Raw genomic sequence first — 16,746 nt, 5'->3', positions numbered from 1 at the left:
GACTCCGCGGGCCACCTCCCCTTCCGCCCGCTTCTCCATGACCCGCCGGTGGGGTCCAGCTGGGTCTTGAGGCACGTGCTCCGCCATGGAAGGCTCGCTGGATGGAAAACCAGGAGAACAGCGGCCTTCGAATCGTGTTGCTGACCCAGCTGGACACGGCCTGGGCGCTCACCCAATACCATCTCAACGGGCTCACCACGCAGGAGTGCCTGCTCCGGCCCGCACGAAAGGGCCTGCACGTGGAGCAAGGCACGGACGGCGTCTGGCGCGCGGAGTGGCCGGAGTCAGAGGGCTACGACATCGGGCCCGCGTCCATCGCCTGGCTGACCTGGCACATGGGTTTCTGGTGGTCGATGGTGCATGACCACTCATTCGGGCTCGGCACACTGAAGCGCGAGGACGTGCACTGGCCCGGAACCGCCGAGGGCGTGCAGGCATGGATTGCACGCCTGCACGACCAGTGGAGGAACTCCGTCACGGGACTGGACGGCGCAGAGCTGCACGCGTCGAAGCGCACCCGGTGGCCCCTGGAGGGCAGGCCCTTCGCGGACATCGTCGCGTGGGTGAACCTGGAGCTGATGAAGAACGCGGCGGAGCTGGGCTACGCGCGCTTCGTCCTGGCCGTGGCGGACAGGTAGTTGGATCAGACGTCGCCGCTGGCGGTTCCCACGATGCGGATGTCGCTCGACCCCGGATTGCTGCACGTCGCATCAATGCTGACCCGCCAACTGGGAACATCCGAATGGATGATGAGCGTCCCTGTCCATGCGGAGCAGGCGGTCGTGGCACTGCCGGAATGAATGATGACTCTCGAATCTGGCAGCGTCACGACTTGTCCAGCCAGCGGAAGCGGGCGGCCGATGATGACCTGGATGGAGCGGCCGATCATCTCGGGGCAGCTTCCCGTCGTCTTGGGCGGAGCAATGTAGAAGGTGAAACTGTTCTGGTCGCAGGTCGAAGGCGCCACGCAATAGTTTTCCTTGTCCCTTTTTTCATCGAAGCCAAAGGTCTGACCCGAGATGGCGGGGCTCGTGAACGACCAGTCACAAGTGGCCTTCGCGGGCCGGCAGCAAGCCGTGGCGCCACCGGGACAATCCGTCGTGAAGCAGCCCACCGGATTGCTGTCCGAGCCTCCAGCACAAGCACCAAGGCTGAACGCATCCCTACCAGAGCGGCTGCACGAGAAAAGGTGCGCGCCGTCGCAGAAGGTCCTGCCGGGCTCGCAGACAACCGCGCCCACGAGGCTGTCGGAAACGGTGACAAGGGACTCCGGAGACATCTGGGGTCCCAGGGACCCTTCATCCCCCAGACAGGCAGTGACGAGAGACAGGAAGACACACATTGAAACCACGACGAGGGAGCGCGTTGGCATGGCGGAACCAATAGGCCTCCGCACCCTCTCCGGTGAATCCCTCCGGAGGGGTATGCTCAGTCGGGCTCAACCAAGGTCATGCGTGGGGGTGTCATGCCGAAGCAACACAACGGAGCGGATGATCCGAACGCCGCTGGGTACTCCGTCCGCCGGCCCGGAGAGAGCGCACGAGAGAAGCAGAACGCGCTCGCGAAGGCCGCGCCGATCAAGACCTTCTTCACGCGGCTCTTCGGAATGCACACCGATGAGCGTGCCTGGGGGCGCGGCGCCGAAGGCGAGGAACGCGTAGGCCGGTTGCTCGAACCCCTGCGAGCGCAGGGCTGGTTCATCCAGCACGACGTCAGGATTGGCCAGAACGGCGCGAACGTGGATCACCTCGTGATTGGCCCGCCGGGCGTCTACGTCATCAACACCAAGTTCCTCCGCCAGAACGTGTGGGTCGCCGGGAACGTCATCAAGGTCGGCGGCTCCAACAAGGACTACGTGAGGAAGGGCGAAGCAGAGGCCAAGCGGGTCCGTGAAAAGCTGCTCGCGGCGACGCGACTCCGCTCGCTCTGGGTCCAAAGCCTGCTGGTCTTCGTGGACGCGGAGCTCGTGGTGAGGGAGCCACCGAGGAACGTCCCGGTGCTCGGAGATCACGAACTGGTTACGGCCCTGCTCGCCCAGGAAGTCACGCTGGGGCGGGACGAAGTCATGGCGCTCGCCAGGGCCGCCCAGCAGATGGCGACCTGGGGCTGAGCGCCCCGCGCTTGACTATCCATAAGCCTCAACTTATGCGTCGCGCATGCAGCGCGTGGCCGTGGCCGAGAACAAGATCTTCCAGGCACTGGCGGACCCGAACCGCCGGGCGATTCTCGTGTCACTCACGCGTGGCGAAGCGGCGGTGAAGGACCTCACGGCGCGATTCGACATCTCGCAGCCCGCGGTCTCCCAGCACCTCGCTGCCTTGAAGGGCGCTGGCCTGGTGAAGGGCCGGCGTGAAGGGCGTTGCACCTACTACCGGGTGGATCCACGCGGAATGAAGCCGCTCATCGACTGGATCGCGCACTACCGCGCGTTCTGGTCGGAGCACGTCGACCGCCTCGAACAACTGCTGGAGAAAATGGACCCATGACCTCCTCCGACAAGACCGCCGCTCAGCGCCGTTCGAACCCCGCGGACAGCCATGACCTCATCCGCGTCCAGGGCGCTCGCGAGAACAACCTGAAGGACGTCAGCGTGGAGCTGCCCAAGCGGCGGCTCACCGTCTTCACGGGCGTCTCCGGCTCCGGCAAGTCGTCGCTCGTCTTCGGCACCATCGCCGCGGAGTCCCAGCGGTTGATCAACGAAACCTACAGCGCGTTCGTCCAGGGCTTCATGCCCACGCTGGGCCGCCCCGAGGTCGACGTCCTGGAAGGACTCACGACCGCCATCATCGTCGACCAGGAGCGCATGGGCGCGAACTCCCGCTCAACGGTCGGCACCGCGACGGACGCCAACGCCATGCTGCGCGTGCTGTTCAGCCGCCTGGGCAAGCCTTACATCGGTTCGTCCAACGCGTTCTCCTTCAACGTCCCGTCGGTCCGCGCCACAGGCGAGATGACCGTCGAGAAGGGCGAGGGCAGCAAGACCGAGAAGAAGGTCTTCAACGTCACCGGCGGCATGTGTCCGAAGTGCGAGGGCATGGGGCAGGTCAGCGACATCGACCTGACCCAGCTGTATGACGACAGCAAGTCGCTCAACGAGGGCGCCCTCACCATCCCCGGCTATAACGTGGACGGCTGGCTCGTGCGCATCTTCGGGGCCTCGGGCTTCATCGACCCGGACAAGCCGATCCGCAAGTACACCAAGCAGGAGCTTCACGACTTCCTCTACAAGGAACAGACCAAGGTGAAGGTCGACAAGATGAACCTCACCTACGAGGGGCTCATCCTGCGGATCCAGAAGTCGTTCCTGTCCAAGGACGTGGACGCCATGCAGCCGCACATCCGTGCGTTCGTGGAGCGCGCGGTCACGTTCACCTCCTGCCCCGAATGCAAGGGCACCCGGCTCAGCGCGCCCGCCCGGTCCTCCAAGATCAAGGGCATCAACATCGCCGACGCCTGCGCGATGCAGATCAGCGACCTGGCCGAGTGGGTGCGCGGCCTGGACTCGCCGTCCGTCGCGCCGCTGCTGGCGTCGCTGCGGCACACGCTCGAGTCGTTCGTGGAGATCGGCCTGGGTTACCTCAGCCTCGACCGGCCCGCCGGCACGCTGTCGGGCGGTGAGGCGCAGCGCACCAAGATGATCCGCCACCTCGGGTCCTCGCTCACGGACGTGACCTACGTCTTCGACGAGCCGACGGTCGGACTGCACCCGCACGACATCCAGCGGATGAACGAACTGCTGCTGCGGCTGCGCGACAAGGGCAACACCGTGCTCGTGGTCGAGCACAAGCCGGAGATGATCGCGATCGCAGACCACGTCGTCGACCTGGGCCCCGGAGCCGGCACCGCTGGCGGCGAGGTGGTCTTCGAAGGCACCGTCGAGGCGCTGCGCGCGAGCGACACGCTCACCGGGCGCCACCTGAGCGACCGGGTCGCCCTGAAGTCGTCCGTGCGCAAGCCGTCCGGCGTACTGAAGGTGCGCGGCGCCGGCACGCACAACCTGAAGAAGGTCGACGTCGACATCCCGCTCGGCGTGCTGGTGGTGGTGACCGGCGTGGCGGGGTCCGGCAAGAGCTCGCTGATCCACGGCTCGGTGGGCAACCGGGACGGGGTGGTGTCCATCGACCAGGCTCCGATTCGCGGCTCGCGGCGGAGCAACCCGGCGACGTACACCGACCTGCTGGAGCCGATCCGCAAGGCGTTCGCGAAGGCCAACGGCGTGAAGCCCGCCCTGTTCAGCGCCAACTCCGAAGGCGCCTGCCCTACCTGCAATGGCGCTGGCGTCATCTACACCGATCTGGCGATGATGGCCGGCGTCACCACGGTCTGCGAGGACTGCGAAGGCCGGCGGTTCCAGGCGTCGGTGCTGGAGTACAAGCTCTGCGGGCTCAACATCGCCCAGGTGCTCGACCTGCCCGTGAAGGACGCGGTCGCCTTCTTCGGCTCCGGCAAGGCGCAGACGCCGGCCGCGTCCGCCATCCTTCAGCGCATGGCCGACGTGGGCCTCAGCTACCTCCGGCTCGGCCAGCCACTCACCACGCTGTCGGGTGGCGAGCGGCAGCGGCTCAAGCTCGCGACGCACATGGGGGACGAAGGCGGCGTCTACGTGCTCGATGAGCCGACCACCGGTCTGCATCTGGCCGACCTCGAGCAGCTGCTCGGGCTGTTGGACCGGCTGGTCGACTCCGGGAAGTCCGTCATCGTGATCGAGCACAACCAGGCGGTGATGGCGCACGCGGACTGGATCATCGACCTGGGGCCGGGCGCGGGCCACGACGGCGGACGCATCGTGTTCGAAGGCACCCCGGCCGACCTGGTGGCGGCGAAGTCGACGCTGACCGGCAAGCACCTGGCGGAATTCGTCAGTGGCGCTGCGAAGGCTGCCTCGGGGAAGGCACCCGAGCCGACCCGGGCTCGTTCCCAGAAGAAGTCTTAGCAAGACGGGTCTCCGAGCCCCCCGCGCGACGGAATGGTAGCCTCTCCCCGGCAGTCGTCCTGACACCGGGGAGAATCATGGCAATCACGATGTCACCGCAGGAGTACGCCACGGCGTTCCGCATTCTCGCGGCGTCCGCAAGGCATCCAACGAACCTCCACCAGATCGTCACGGAGAGACTGCTCCCAGGTCTCTCCAAGCACCCCACCCTGCTGGACGTCGGAGCGGGGGCGGGCAAGGTCGCGGAACGGCTCGCGCCGCACTTCGACTCGCTCACCCTGCTCGAACCCCACCCCGAGCAGAGCTCCGGCTTCCATCATGAGAAGGCGACGGTCATCCCTGTCCCCCTGGAGCGGTATGCTTCCAATGACAGATATGACCTCGTCGTCTGCTCGCACGTCCTGTATCACGTCCCTGTGTCTGAATGGGGCGGCTTCATTGACAGACTGCTCGGCTTCGTGCGGCCCGGCGGCAGTTGTCTGATTGTGATGGCCGCTGCCCGCGGGCCGACCCATGCGATGTGCCGTGAGTTCTCCGACACCCTGCATTTCAGCGAGGAGGTCGTCGCCGAGTTGCAGCGGAAGCACCTACCCCACGAGGCGATCCCGACGATGAGCGGGTTCGCCGCGCAGACCTTCGAGGAGATGTACACGCTCTGCCGCTTCCTCGTGCTGGAGGGGTGTTACACGGCCGCGCAGCTGGCGGTCCTGAACCCGGACGAGGCGGGAAGGCTCGATGCGCGAATCCGTGCGCATGCCGAGCGTTGCCAGCAGCCTGACGGAACGTACCGGCTGGAACAGGATGAGGATGTGATCCTCATCTCCCGGTAGCCGTCACGCCCACCTTGGAGGCGACGTCTTCCAGGACGTCGCGGGGCAGCGTCAGGGACTGCCTGAACTCCGCCTTCAGGGCATCAGGCACCGGAGGCTCGCGCGCATCGAGCGCCGCGAGCACCCGCTCCGCCCACGCAAGGAACGCAAACCCCTGCCGCGCCAGGGATTGGACGAAGGGAAGAAACGCCACTTCGACCCGGGGCGAGAGGGGTTTCTCCGAGGCGCTCCGGTCCTCCATGCTCAAGACGTCCCCCTGGCGCCAGAGCCGCATGTGTGACTCTTCCCAGGGGTTGGCGCCCGCCTCCGCCGCGCCATCGAGCAGCGCCTTCAGCGCGAAGAACCAGCTCCAGGTCATCCAGAACTCGTCCACCGAGCCGTCATCGCTGAAGGGGTGGCCGCCCACGTCGATGAAGAATCCGCCCTGGAAGCTGCAACAGGTCACGGACGGGCGACGGAGGTACATGCCCACCGCTTCGGCCTCCAGCCCCTCCAGGGACTGAAGCGGCACCCAGTCCGGGCCGATGAGTACGCGGAACTCCGCATGGAAGGGTGAAGGAGCCATGGGGAAGAGCGTAACGCATCCCCTTGCATGGACAGTGTCTGGAGGGGAACCGGGGTGATGGCGGGGCTCCCGCGTACCCTGGCGCGATGAACGCCCTTGCCCTGCTCGCCCTGATGGTCCCAGCCGCGTCGCCTGACTACGGCTCGCCGCAACCCTGGTACACGGTGGGCCCGCTGCTGAGCGTGAGCCGCCGCCAGGAGGACACCACCTGGGGCGTGGGCCTGGAGTCCACGCTCAACGTGGCGATGCACAACAACAGCATGAGATCCTTCAGGTCGGGCGCCGTGGGCGTCTTTGGACAGGGGCAGTGGATGGACGGCGACCATGCGCGGCTGTGTGGCGGAGTCCAGGGCACCTTCCTGCTCTTCGGGCTTGAGGCGGGCGTGGCCCACGAAACGGGGACGGCGGCCCACCGGCCCACGACGTCGCTCCACGTGGCGCCCTTCCTCGGCTTCGTCTACGGCTCCGTGGGCCTCCGCTTCAACGTCCCCTTCCAGGACGGGAGGGACCTGTCAGGCCGCCTCCCGTATGGCCGGGAGATTGGCCTCACGCTGACCCTCAAGAAGCCCTTCTCCCCCATGCTCTGATCGTGCCCCCATGAAGCCCGAACCCATTGTCCCTGTGGGGCCCGGGGCGTCCGTGTCGAACTGATGGACCTGGACGAGGTGTATCCGGACGTCATGGTGGAATGGGGGCTCGAGCCCGCCGAGCCTGGCCTCTCCCCGCCCGAGCCCGTGGGGGAGTCAGGCATGCTGTTCGCGAGCTACGTGGACGTGCCCGGCCTGCGCACCCAGCTGTTCGATGAGGCGCGACGACAGGGCGCCCAGGTCGCCGCCTCCCAGGTTCGCGTGCGGATCACCCGACCCGGGCAGACCTTCCCGGATTGGACCTGGGATGTGCTCTGGGCACGGGACTGAGGCCAACCACGGCCGCAGGTGCTCCAGCACGGCGCAGAGCACGTCCGCCTGTGCGAATCGCTCCGAGGGGTCCTCCGCGAGACAGCACGCGATGACGGCGGCGAAGCCCGGATTGATTCCAGGGAGCCACTCCGTCAACAGCGCCGCCGGGCAACACCGCGCCGGAGGCAACCGGCCCGTGCACAGCTCGAACAACAGCAACCCCAGCGCATGGAGGTCACTCCGCGGGGTCGCGGACTCGCCCATGCGGATCTCCGGTGCCATGTAGCGCGGCGTCCCCACCACCTCCCGCACCACTCGCGGCGCCGTGACTCCGCGCCCCACGAATGTCGCGAGCCCGAAATCGATCAGCTTCACCGTGCCGTCGGGTTTCAGGATGGCGTTGCCGGGCTTGAGGTCGCGGTGCAGCACCCCACCCTGGTGCGCGGCGCGCAGCCCTGACGCGAGCCCCTCCGCGATGTCGAACACCCGCTGCCATGGCAGTGGCGTCCGCAGCTCCGCCAGGCTCTTTCCGTCCACGTACTCGTAGACGAGGTACGGCCGCCCGTCGAACTCACCCGCGCCATACATGGTCACCACGTTCGGGTGCTGGATCCGTGCGATGGCGCGCGCCTCGGTGGCGAAGCTCGCGAGCATTCCCGCATCCGGCTGGAGCGCGACACACACCTTCAGCGCCACCCGGCGCTCCCCCGACGCGTCCCGCGCCAGGTAGACGGCCCCCATGCCACCCCGCCCCAACAACCGCTCCAACCGGAACCCGTCCAGAACCTCCGGCGGCGTCCAGGTGGCGCCTGTCACGCAAGGACGACGCGAACAGCGCCCTCCGCCCTCCAGCGGCTGGGCCTCTGGCGGTAGGGCGTCTCCATGCGCGAGCGTCACCAGCAGCGCCCGGCACGCGGTGCAGCGAGCCGCATGATGATGCGCCAGGACGTTCGCCGTCACCGGCAGCCGGCCCTCGAACAGGGCAACAACGTCCTCATCGCATAGGCAATTAGACGGCAATCTCATCCCCCCCTCGAAACAGCCAGCGGCAGCCTCGCATGTAACGTTCATGTTCCGGATCCATTGCGATGTTTCGTGGTTCCAGAGGGCCATGACCATACGACTAGCCTTAAAACGAGAACTCAAGGCATAATCAGGTCGTCGTGTGAAGGGGGGGAGCATGAAACTCGCACCAGCGTTCCTGTCGCGCGCGGGTTGGCACGTCGACGAGGCAGCACAACTCGAAGCCCTGGAGGGCGTGCTGCTGCAGGTCTGGGCGGAAGGATGTCGGCCCTGGCCGGACATTCCCCTCTCCCAGGCCGCCTTCGTTGCCTCCCTGGCTACACACACTCCCAGTCCGTCAGTCCGAACCGGCATCGCAGGGGTCTTCGCTCAGCTCACTCCCGGCGACCTCTACCTGGCCTGCGCCTGCGCCGGGGGCATCCCCGCGGCGCTGGCCGCGTTCGAGCGACGCTACATCGCGAGCATCCCCGCGACGCTGGGGCACATGAAGCTGACGGAGTCCGTGCTCGATGACGTCCGGCAACAGGTGCGTGAACACCTGTTGGTGCGCACCAACAGGCCTCCTCGGATTTCGGAGTACTCCGGCCGCAGCCCGCTCGCCAACTGGCTGCGCGTCGTGTCCGTGCGCACCGCCCTCAGCATGCTGCGCACGGCGCGCGAGGAGGACGCGACGGGCGACGAGGCCATCCTCGAGTCCCTGCCCGCCTCCGTGGGAGACCCAGAGACGGAGGCCATCCAGCGGCGCTACGAGGGCGAGTTCCGCCAGGCCATGGAGGACGCCTTCGCCGCCCTGTCCAGCAAGCCCCGGTACCTGCTGCGCCTCCACTTCGTGGACCGGCTGTCCACCACCAAGATTGGCGCCCTGTTCAACGTCAACCAATCCACCGCGTCCCGGTGGCTCCAGAGCGCCCAGCAGGACGTCCATGACGAGACGCGGCGCCTGTTGAAGGAACGCCTGGACCTCTCCTCCCAGGATTTCACCAGCGTCCTGCGCTCCGTGGAGAGCCAGCTCGATTTGAGCCTCAGCCGCATCCTCACGGAAGCCTGATGCGGTTTTCCACGATGCGGCGCCGCACAGCCACGCAATAACAATTCACTCCTCGTGAATTCTGATAAAGATTGCATAGCTTGATTCCGGGTCGCGTCTTTAAGACGCGAACACCCGGTCTGTGCCGGACAGCACACAGCATCGCCCTGGTGGAGCACGGCACCCGCCCCTGCCCCACCGCACCCATCACCCACCTTCCGCCCGAGCGCGTTCGGCCCCCACGGCCACGACGCCGGAGGCACATCCACACCTGCAGCACAGGAGGCCACATGTCGACAAACCAGACACGCCCCAGCCGCGCCACCGCCATGAGAAGCCAACTCCTGCCCTGGATGGGCATGCTCACGCTGGCGCTGGGCGGATGCAGCGACCCGGGCGCCCAGGACGCCGGCACGCCGCCGCCGGCGAAGCTCATGAGCCGCGTGGCGCCCCTGAACGCGGCGCCTCCGGGCCTGGCCATCTCCGGTGAGTACATCGTGGTCTTCGAGTCGGAGGTGAACACGTCCGCCATCGACACCGCGGTGGCGGAGGTCGTCCAGGCGGGCGGCGCCAACGCGCTGATGCACCAGTACTCCATCGTGCCCGGGTTCTCCGCGAAGCTGGACGCCACGGAGCTCGCCAGGCTCCGCGGCAACCCGGCCGTCGCCTATATCGAAGAGAACGCGGCCGTCAGCATCAACACCACCTTCCCCAGCCCCGCGGACGGCACCGACCGCGTGGATCAGCGGCTGGGCCGCGACGGCATCTACAACGACCACGGCCGCACCGGCTTCGGCGTGCACCTCTACGTCGTCGACACCGGCATCAACTCGACCCACACCGAGTTCACCGGCCGCATCGGCAACGGCTTCAGCGCCATCAACGACGGGCGCGGCGTGGAGGACTGCCACGGCCACGGCACGCACGTGAGCAGCACGGCCGCGGGCACCCAGTACGGCATGGCCAAGAAGGCCCGCATCCACCCCGTCCGCGTGCTGAACTGTGGCGGCGGCGGAACGTGGGAGGGCGTCATCGCCGGTGTGGACTTCGTCCGCTCCAACTGCGCCACCCAGAACGGCCCCTGCGTCGCCAACATGAGCCTGGGCGGCGGGGTGTCCCCCACCGTCAACGCCGCCGTCACCAACGCCATCAACGCGGGCGTGACCTTCGTCGTCGCCGCGGGCAATGAGTCCACGGACGCGTGCACCCGCTCTCCGGCGAGCACGCCCGGGGCCATCACCGTGGCCGCCACGGACGACAGTGATCGGCGCGCGTGGTTCTCCAACTTCGGCAACTGCGTGGACATCTTCGCGCCGGGCGTCACCATCCTCGGCGCCTGGATTGGGAGCACCACCGCCACCAACGTCATCGACGGCACGTCCATGGCCAGTCCCCACGTCGCGGGCGTGGCCGCGCAATACCTGACGGACCACCTCAACGCCCGCACCACCCAGGTGGAGGCCAACGTCAAGGGCTCCGCGAGCCTGGAGTGCGTCACGGACACGCGCGGCTCCCCCAACACCTTCCTCTTCAGCGACCTGAACCAGGGCAACTACACCTGCAGCAACACGGTCGCCAGTTGCAGGGGCCTGTGCGGTGGCCCCGGCTACGGCTGCTTCTGCGAAGAGAGCTGCGTCCAGTACGGCGACTGCTGCCCGGACTACGCCGACGCCTGCCAGTGACCTTCAAGCCGTCTCGTCTCTCGCGTCCCTACCCCATCGTCTGAAGCAAGGAGGATGCAACATGATGCGCATGCGTCGTTATCTGGTGCTCGCGGGCACCGGCTTGAGCCTGCTGTCCGGCTGCACGTCGAATCCCCAGGAGTCCACGCCGGAGTTCCACGGCCGCAACCAGCAGGGCCTGGGTGAACCGGGCCGGCTGAGCCGGGCCGAGTGGACCACCTACCTCTCCGACCAGAAGTACCTGCACTCCATCGCGAAGCCGGACGTGCGGATCCGCCTGAACCTGGCGGACCCGGCGCAGCACCGCTTCGCCCTGTCCCGCCTCAAGCTCGCGGGCAAGACGCCGGAGAACTCGCCCTACCTGTTCAAGGCCCTGGAGCAGCGGCGCCAGGACCAGGTGGCCCGTGGCTACGCGCCCGGCCTGCTGCCCCCGGAGGCCAACAGCCTGGTGGGGACCGCGGACCGCCAGGAGATGCACCTCATCGAGGAGGCCAGCACGGGTGAGACGACCGCGGTGGCCAATGACGGCCTGGGCACCGCCAGCTCCACCTTCCCGGGCGGCGCCATCTACACCTACGTCGACACCAGCTACTCGGACTCCAGCGGCAACGCGCTGGGCGACCTGGCGTGGCGCGAGGAGTTCGACGGTGGCTACAACGTCACCATCAACGCCACGGGCAACCTGGCGCTGACGACCCTCAAGCGCTACCGCGTGTCCTCCTACAAGGTCGAGGAGTCCGCCGGCCAGAACGTCACGGACTCGTACATCTTCACGGAGATGGGCGTCGAAGGCGGCCCCGTCGTCAACGAGGCGCCCCGCCTGGGCGGCCTCACGGTGCTCGCGCCGCTCGACGTCGCGTTCAACGACAACCTCATCTCCGTGTGCCTCAACCGCACCTGGACCCAGGACTGCGACTACGACCTGACGGGCAACCTGAACTCCGTCAAGCTGCCGCTGCAGGGCTCCATCTCCGTCACCAGCAGCCACGTCTTCGACGACGCCGTCATCACCCAGCTCAAGGCGGACCTGAACTCGGGCGTGGCCCGCCCGGACGCCGGCCACCTCAAGCTCATCCTCACCAACACGGGCGGCGGCTGCGACGTCACCGACGGCAACACGCTCGTGGGCAAGATGAACCAGTTCTGGAACCGCGTCACCCTGAGCACGGACAAGAAGACCTTCTCCTGGGACCTCACGGGCACCAACGCCGCCTTCTTCGATGACGGCTGCCGCCAGATGCAGGACTCCGCGAAGCTGACCGCGCTCATCTCCCTGCCGCTCATCTCCGCAGGTACGAAGTACCGCTCCTCCATCACCCTGAGCAACGACCCGGCCGCAGTCCGCCCGGACTACGTCTTCAAGAAGATCACCGTCACCAACAGCTGCCTGGCCGAGGGCACCGAAATCGCCATGGCCGAAGGCAAGCCGGCCGCCATCGAGTCCCTGAAGGCCGGTGACCACGTCACCAACCCCTACAACCCGTCCCTCACCATCATGGACACGGCCGTCGGCATCGAGACGACCCCCATGGTGCGCATCCGCGACGAGGCGGGCCGCAGCCTGCTGATGACGGAGATGCACCCCATCCAGGCCGTGGCGCGCGGCATGGTGCAGGCCCGCGACCTGCGCACGGGGGACCTGGTGATGACCCGCACGGGTCCCAGCAAGCTCACCGCGGTGACCCGCGAGGCGTTCACCGGCAAGGTCTACAACGTCAAGGTCGGCTCCAAGACGGAGAAGGCCCTGCTCGGTGAAGACCAGACGGCGGTGTACGCCAACGGCTTCCTGGTGGGCGACGGGCAGATCCAGAAGAAGTACGAGGCCATCGCGCAGCAGCCCAAGACGGGCGACATGCTGGCCCGGCTCCCCAGCCGCTGGCACCGCGACTACCAGCTGTCGCTCCAGCGCAAGTAACCCCAGCCCCCACGGCATGGCTGATGCGGCCACCCCACGGCTTTCGAGCGTGGGGTGGCCGTGCCGTTGCCGCCGTGGGGACGCCCTTCCCTTTTCGCGAAGCACCCACGCGTTCAACGTCACGGAGTGAACCCGATGCAGCCGTTCAAGACCTACCTGCTCCCGCTGTTCGTCGCCCTGGCGGCGTGCGGAGATCCTCCCGAGCCCGCCACTCCCGAGCCCACCACTCCCGAGCCCGCCACTCCCGAGAAGCCCCTCCGGGTCTTGAGCGCCGAGGCCCTGGCCGAGCGCCAGCGCATCGCGAGCAAGGCCCTGGCGAGGCCCGGGACCGTCAAGGCCTCGCTTGTCAGCACCGCAGAGGTCAACACTGCGCTGGACCTGCCGGCGGGGGTGGTGGCGAGCGCCTCGCTCACGAGCCCCAATCCCCAGGCGTCCATGGTGGCGCCCAGCTACGGCAACATCCTGCCGCGCAGGGGCAGCTCGCTGTTCATCATGAGCACGGGCAACATCAACGTCGCCAACCTGCCGGAGCCGGGCACGGACTATCCGCCCGCGGGTGCCGAGGGCGACAAGGTCACCTACCGCGTCACGCTCAACGTGCCGGACAACAGCAACCGGGTGACCTTCGACTTCCGGTTCCTCAGCGCCGAGTCCCCCGAGTACATCGGGACGCAGTTCAATGACACGTTCACCGCGCGCGCCCTCGATGGGCTGGGCACGCGCACCGTCGCGGACGCGTCGGTGAACAGCGCGCAGTTCTTCGACGTCTCCTCCACGCGCGCGGCGGGCACCGGCTACGACACGCTGTTCGCGGACGATCCGTCCGGGGTGGACTACTTCCCGGCCACATACCCGCCTGAAATCATGCTGTTCCCCGATGCGGGCATCACCGATTTCCGCACCGTCAACTTCGAGGTCATGCGCGGCGGGCAGACCACCATCGAATTCGAGATCAGCGACCTGGGTGACGGCGTCCTGGACTCCGCGGTGATCATCGACAACATCACCTTCACCAGCCTGGAGGTGGTCGACCCGAACCCGAACCTCATCCGCACATATACGGGTGCCGTGGATGAGGACCCGCTGCGGCTGACGAGGCCTTCGTCCGACGCGATCCCCCCGGTCCAGGGCGTGGCGGCGGACGGCGTGACGCAGGTCCTGGTGCGCACCAAGGTGTCCTTCGCCGGGTCCATGACCTTCTCGCTCAGCGGGACCAGCCCGGCCAACGGCGGCCTGGGCGCGGTCGGGACCTCCACCCGGGCGGCCTCCGTCACCGTCCCCACCGTGCTCGTGGGTGGCGTGCACCATGCGTTCGCGCTCTACACGAGCCCCCCGGACTTCAACACCGGAGGCTTCGAGAACGCCAGGACCCGGTCCGTCACCCTCTCCGGCGCGTACACGCCAGAGTCAGGAGTGGGCTACACGTCGACGGTCGAGCTCTCCATCCTCCGGCCGCCCCTGGTGCTCGTGCATGACGTCTGGTCCTCGTGCTCCGCCTGGCAGGGGACGGACGGCATCGCCACGAGCGAACTCTTCAACACGACGTGCGCGAACTACTCCGAGACGAGCTCCGCCAGCTTGAACCTGAAGGCCAACGATGAAGCGCTCCCCGACGCCATCCAAGCGGCGCTGACCAAGATGCGCCAGGACCAGAACGCCGTCACCCAGGTGGACGTCGTCGCCCACGGCGCGGGAGGTCTGCTGACCCGCAAGTACATCGACTGGGCCAACTACCGGAGCTCCACGAACTTCATGGAAGGTGACATCAACCGGCTCATCAGCCTGAACACGCCCCATGAGGGGACGCGCATGGCCACCGAGCTCGTCCGCATGCGCGACATCCTCAAGGCCGAGACCTCCGGCCCCTGGGAATTGGTTCGGGACGCCCTCGCGATACCTCACAAGATCTCGCTCGACGTCGATGGAGGCTCGGCCATTGACGACCTCAAGGTGGGCAGCGCGCTCATCAACAACCTCCGGCAGACGGACGTCCCCACGCACTTCATCACCGGCCAGGGAGCACAGCCGCTGCCACGGACCTCTACGTTGGCCCTCCTTCCGGACGGCATCCGGGTGCTCTACCAGCAGATGGAGACCTACCATCCGGACTCCCGCGGCAAGACCCTGCAGCTGCGGCAGAAGCTCATCCTGGGTCCCGACAGCACGCTCTTCTGCAACGACCCGCACGACATCTTCGCCGGGACCGCGGAACAGCAGGGCGGCACCGTGACGGGCAGCCAGGCCATCACCCCCTTCACCGTGGCGCTGGCGAACCGGAACACGGAGCACTTCAAGGTCCAGATCAACGCGGGCCACCGGGATCGGATCCTCCAGCTGCTCAACAGCCCTGTGGGAGGGCCGCTCTTCGTCCCCTCCATCCCCAGGCCGAGCACGGTTCCCACGGTGAACAGCTGCGCGGGCTTCACCGCGCTGCCCCCCCCGCGGCCCGCCGTTGAGGCTGTCGCCACCGCCGCCACGGGCACCGTGGTCATCACGTCCCCCCAGCCCGGCACCGTGGTCTCGCCGGGCGGCAAGCTGACGGTGAGCGTCGCCGGGGCGGTGGGCTTCCAGCCAGAGACCGTCCTCATCATGACCGAGGGCGCGGCCTCCATCCTCGAGTCGGGGCCGTTCACGACCACGTTCAAGATTCCGGCGCAGGCGCTCGGCTCGTTGACGCTCGTCGCGTTCGGCATCGACAGCCAGGGCCGGATGGTGCGCTCCACCAGCATCCCCCTGACCGTCAGCAGCTCCGCCCAGCTGAGCTCCATCCAGCTCCTCAACGGGGACGCCTTCCTGAGAGGCCCCGGCGCGAAGCTGAAGCTGGTGGTGAACGGCAAGTACTCGGACGGCGTGGTGAGGGACATCTCCTCGCCTTCGCGAGGCACGCTCTACTCGGTCTCCAACACGAGCATCGCCACCATCACCGCGGACGGGACGCTGACGGGCGTCTCCAAGGGCATGGCCACCGTCATGGTCCGCAACGGCACGGTGCTCACCAGCATCACCGTCTCGGTGGGGGACCAAAGCCCCGCGTCCTGCATCCCGATCCGGCTGGGCGAGTACAACCTCTTCGTGCTGGAGGACTACCAGGAGGGCAACGAGATCCAGGGCAAGCTGGCCGCGGGCCGCAACATCACCCTCCAGAACTTCTCCGTGGGCGAGAAGCTGCCCGCGACCGACACGGCCAACGCCCTGGTCGCGGGCGGCACCCTCTCCCTGGCCAATGGCTATGTCTGGGGGGATGCCCGGTACGGCGGGAAGCTCGCCCAGGACTCCAACGTCTTCTATCCCCGTGGGACCGTGGCCCGGGCGACGCCCATCAACTTCACCAACCAGGGCAGCGCGCTGAAGGCACTCTCCGCCGAACTGGGGGCCCTGCCCTCCAACGGCGTCGCCACGCGCGAGTCCTGGGGAGGCGTCATGCTCACCGGCAAGGATCCGAAGGTGAATGTCTTCGACGTCAAGGCCTCGTACTTCACCGGCGCCACGCTGCTGTCCATCACGGCTCCCGCCAACAGCCTGGCGGTCATCAACATCCGGGGGAAGGCCGCGACCTTCACCAACTTCGGACACGCCTTCAGCGGCGGCATCGACGAGCACGGCGTCCTCTTCAACCTCCCGGATGCCACCGCTCTCACTGCCTTTGACTATGGCTTCTACGGCACGGTTCTTGCCCCCAATGCCAACGTCACCTTCTCAGGCGGGAGCTGGGTGGGTGGAATCTACGCACGCTCACTGAAAGGCAATGCCGTCGGGCAGCTCAGCCGGCTGCGGGACACCGACATCTGCGATTGATGGCAGGATTCACGCATCCGCGAGAAACCGCGACAGTGGGGGACCAAGGTGCTCAAAAATCTGAGGAGCCGCGCTGC

General features: G+C 67.3%; 13 protein-coding genes. 10 read left to right on the top strand and 3 right to left on the bottom strand.

What is annotated here, in order from left to right:
- Positions 1–101 precede the first annotated feature (101 nt).
- On the top strand, positions 102–638 hold the full coding sequence (locus GTZ93_RS31680) for a DinB family protein (protein ID WP_139916006.1): 537 nt from the start codon (positions 102–104) through the stop codon (positions 636–638).
- Positions 639–643: 5 nt separating this feature from the next.
- On the opposite strand, the gene GTZ93_RS31675 is transcribed toward GTZ93_RS31680, so the two are convergent.
- A complete protein-coding gene (locus GTZ93_RS31675; RefSeq protein ID WP_139916007.1) occupies positions 644–1,279 on the bottom strand; it encodes a collagen-like protein in 636 nt (211 codons plus the stop codon).
- A gap of 186 nt (positions 1,280–1,465) precedes the next feature.
- Between GTZ93_RS31675 and GTZ93_RS31670 the strand changes: the two genes are divergently transcribed.
- The 4 genes from GTZ93_RS31670 to GTZ93_RS31655 all read left to right on the top strand — a co-directional run bounded on the left by GTZ93_RS31670 (position 1,466) and on the right by GTZ93_RS31655 (position 5,763).
- Positions 1,466–2,110, top strand: a complete 645-nt coding sequence (locus tag GTZ93_RS31670; protein WP_158626951.1) for a nuclease-related domain-containing protein — start codon at positions 1,466–1,468, stop codon at positions 2,108–2,110.
- 46 nt (positions 2,111–2,156) lie between these two features.
- A complete protein-coding gene (locus tag GTZ93_RS31665) occupies positions 2,157–2,486 on the top strand; it encodes an ArsR/SmtB family transcription factor (RefSeq protein WP_120595786.1) in 330 nt (109 codons plus the stop codon).
- Entirely contained in the window at positions 2,483–4,933 is a 2,451-nt protein-coding gene (locus tag GTZ93_RS31660) for an ATP-binding cassette domain-containing protein (RefSeq protein ID WP_139916008.1), read from the top strand. The genes GTZ93_RS31665 and GTZ93_RS31660 overlap by 4 nt, the downstream gene beginning before the upstream one ends.
- 77 nt (positions 4,934–5,010) lie before the next feature.
- The gene (locus GTZ93_RS31655) at positions 5,011–5,763 is read left to right on the top strand and encodes a class I SAM-dependent methyltransferase (protein ID WP_139916009.1); all 753 of its coding nucleotides are present in this window, start codon (positions 5,011–5,013) and stop codon (positions 5,761–5,763) included.
- On the opposite strand, the gene GTZ93_RS31650 is transcribed toward GTZ93_RS31655, so the two are convergent.
- Complete coding sequence (locus tag GTZ93_RS31650) at positions 5,750–6,328, bottom strand: hypothetical protein (protein ID WP_139916010.1); 579 nt, start codon at positions 6,326–6,328, stop codon at positions 5,750–5,752. The two genes, GTZ93_RS31655 and GTZ93_RS31650, sit on opposite strands and share 14 nt — an antisense overlap.
- Positions 6,329–6,414: 86 nt before the next feature.
- On the opposite strand from GTZ93_RS31650, the gene GTZ93_RS31645 reads away from it, so the two are divergent.
- A complete protein-coding gene (locus GTZ93_RS31645) occupies positions 6,415–6,915 on the top strand; it encodes a hypothetical protein (RefSeq protein WP_120578743.1) in 501 nt (166 codons plus the stop codon).
- Between the two features lie 156 nt (positions 6,916–7,071).
- On the opposite strand, the gene GTZ93_RS31640 is transcribed toward GTZ93_RS31645, so the two are convergent.
- Complete coding sequence (locus GTZ93_RS31640; protein ID WP_161663171.1) at positions 7,072–8,253, bottom strand: serine/threonine-protein kinase; 1,182 nt, start codon at positions 8,251–8,253, stop codon at positions 7,072–7,074.
- Between the two features lie 154 nt (positions 8,254–8,407).
- Here GTZ93_RS31640 and GTZ93_RS31635 point away from each other — a divergent pair, with 154 nt between their 5' ends.
- The 4 genes from GTZ93_RS31635 (at position 8,408) to GTZ93_RS31620 (ending at position 16,669) form a co-directional block, all read left to right on the top strand.
- A complete protein-coding gene (locus GTZ93_RS31635) occupies positions 8,408–9,298 on the top strand; it encodes a sigma-70 family RNA polymerase sigma factor (RefSeq protein WP_139916012.1) in 891 nt (296 codons plus the stop codon).
- A gap of 269 nt (positions 9,299–9,567) precedes the next feature.
- Complete coding sequence (locus GTZ93_RS31630) at positions 9,568–10,959, top strand: S8 family serine peptidase (protein ID WP_257979023.1); 1,392 nt, start codon at positions 9,568–9,570, stop codon at positions 10,957–10,959.
- 61 nt (positions 10,960–11,020) lie between these two features.
- Positions 11,021–12,874, top strand: a complete 1,854-nt coding sequence (locus GTZ93_RS31625) for a Hint domain-containing protein (protein ID WP_139916013.1) — start codon at positions 11,021–11,023, stop codon at positions 12,872–12,874.
- 135 nt (positions 12,875–13,009) lie between these two features.
- A complete protein-coding gene (locus GTZ93_RS31620; protein WP_139916014.1) occupies positions 13,010–16,669 on the top strand; it encodes a choice-of-anchor A family protein in 3,660 nt (1,219 codons plus the stop codon).
- Positions 16,670–16,746 lie beyond the last annotated feature (77 nt).

The organism is Corallococcus exiguus, from assembly GCF_009909105.1.
In the GTDB taxonomy this organism is placed as follows: Bacteria; Myxococcota; Myxococcia; order Myxococcales; family Myxococcaceae; genus Corallococcus; species Corallococcus exiguus.
This window is presented reverse-complemented; position numbering and strand designations above follow the sequence as displayed.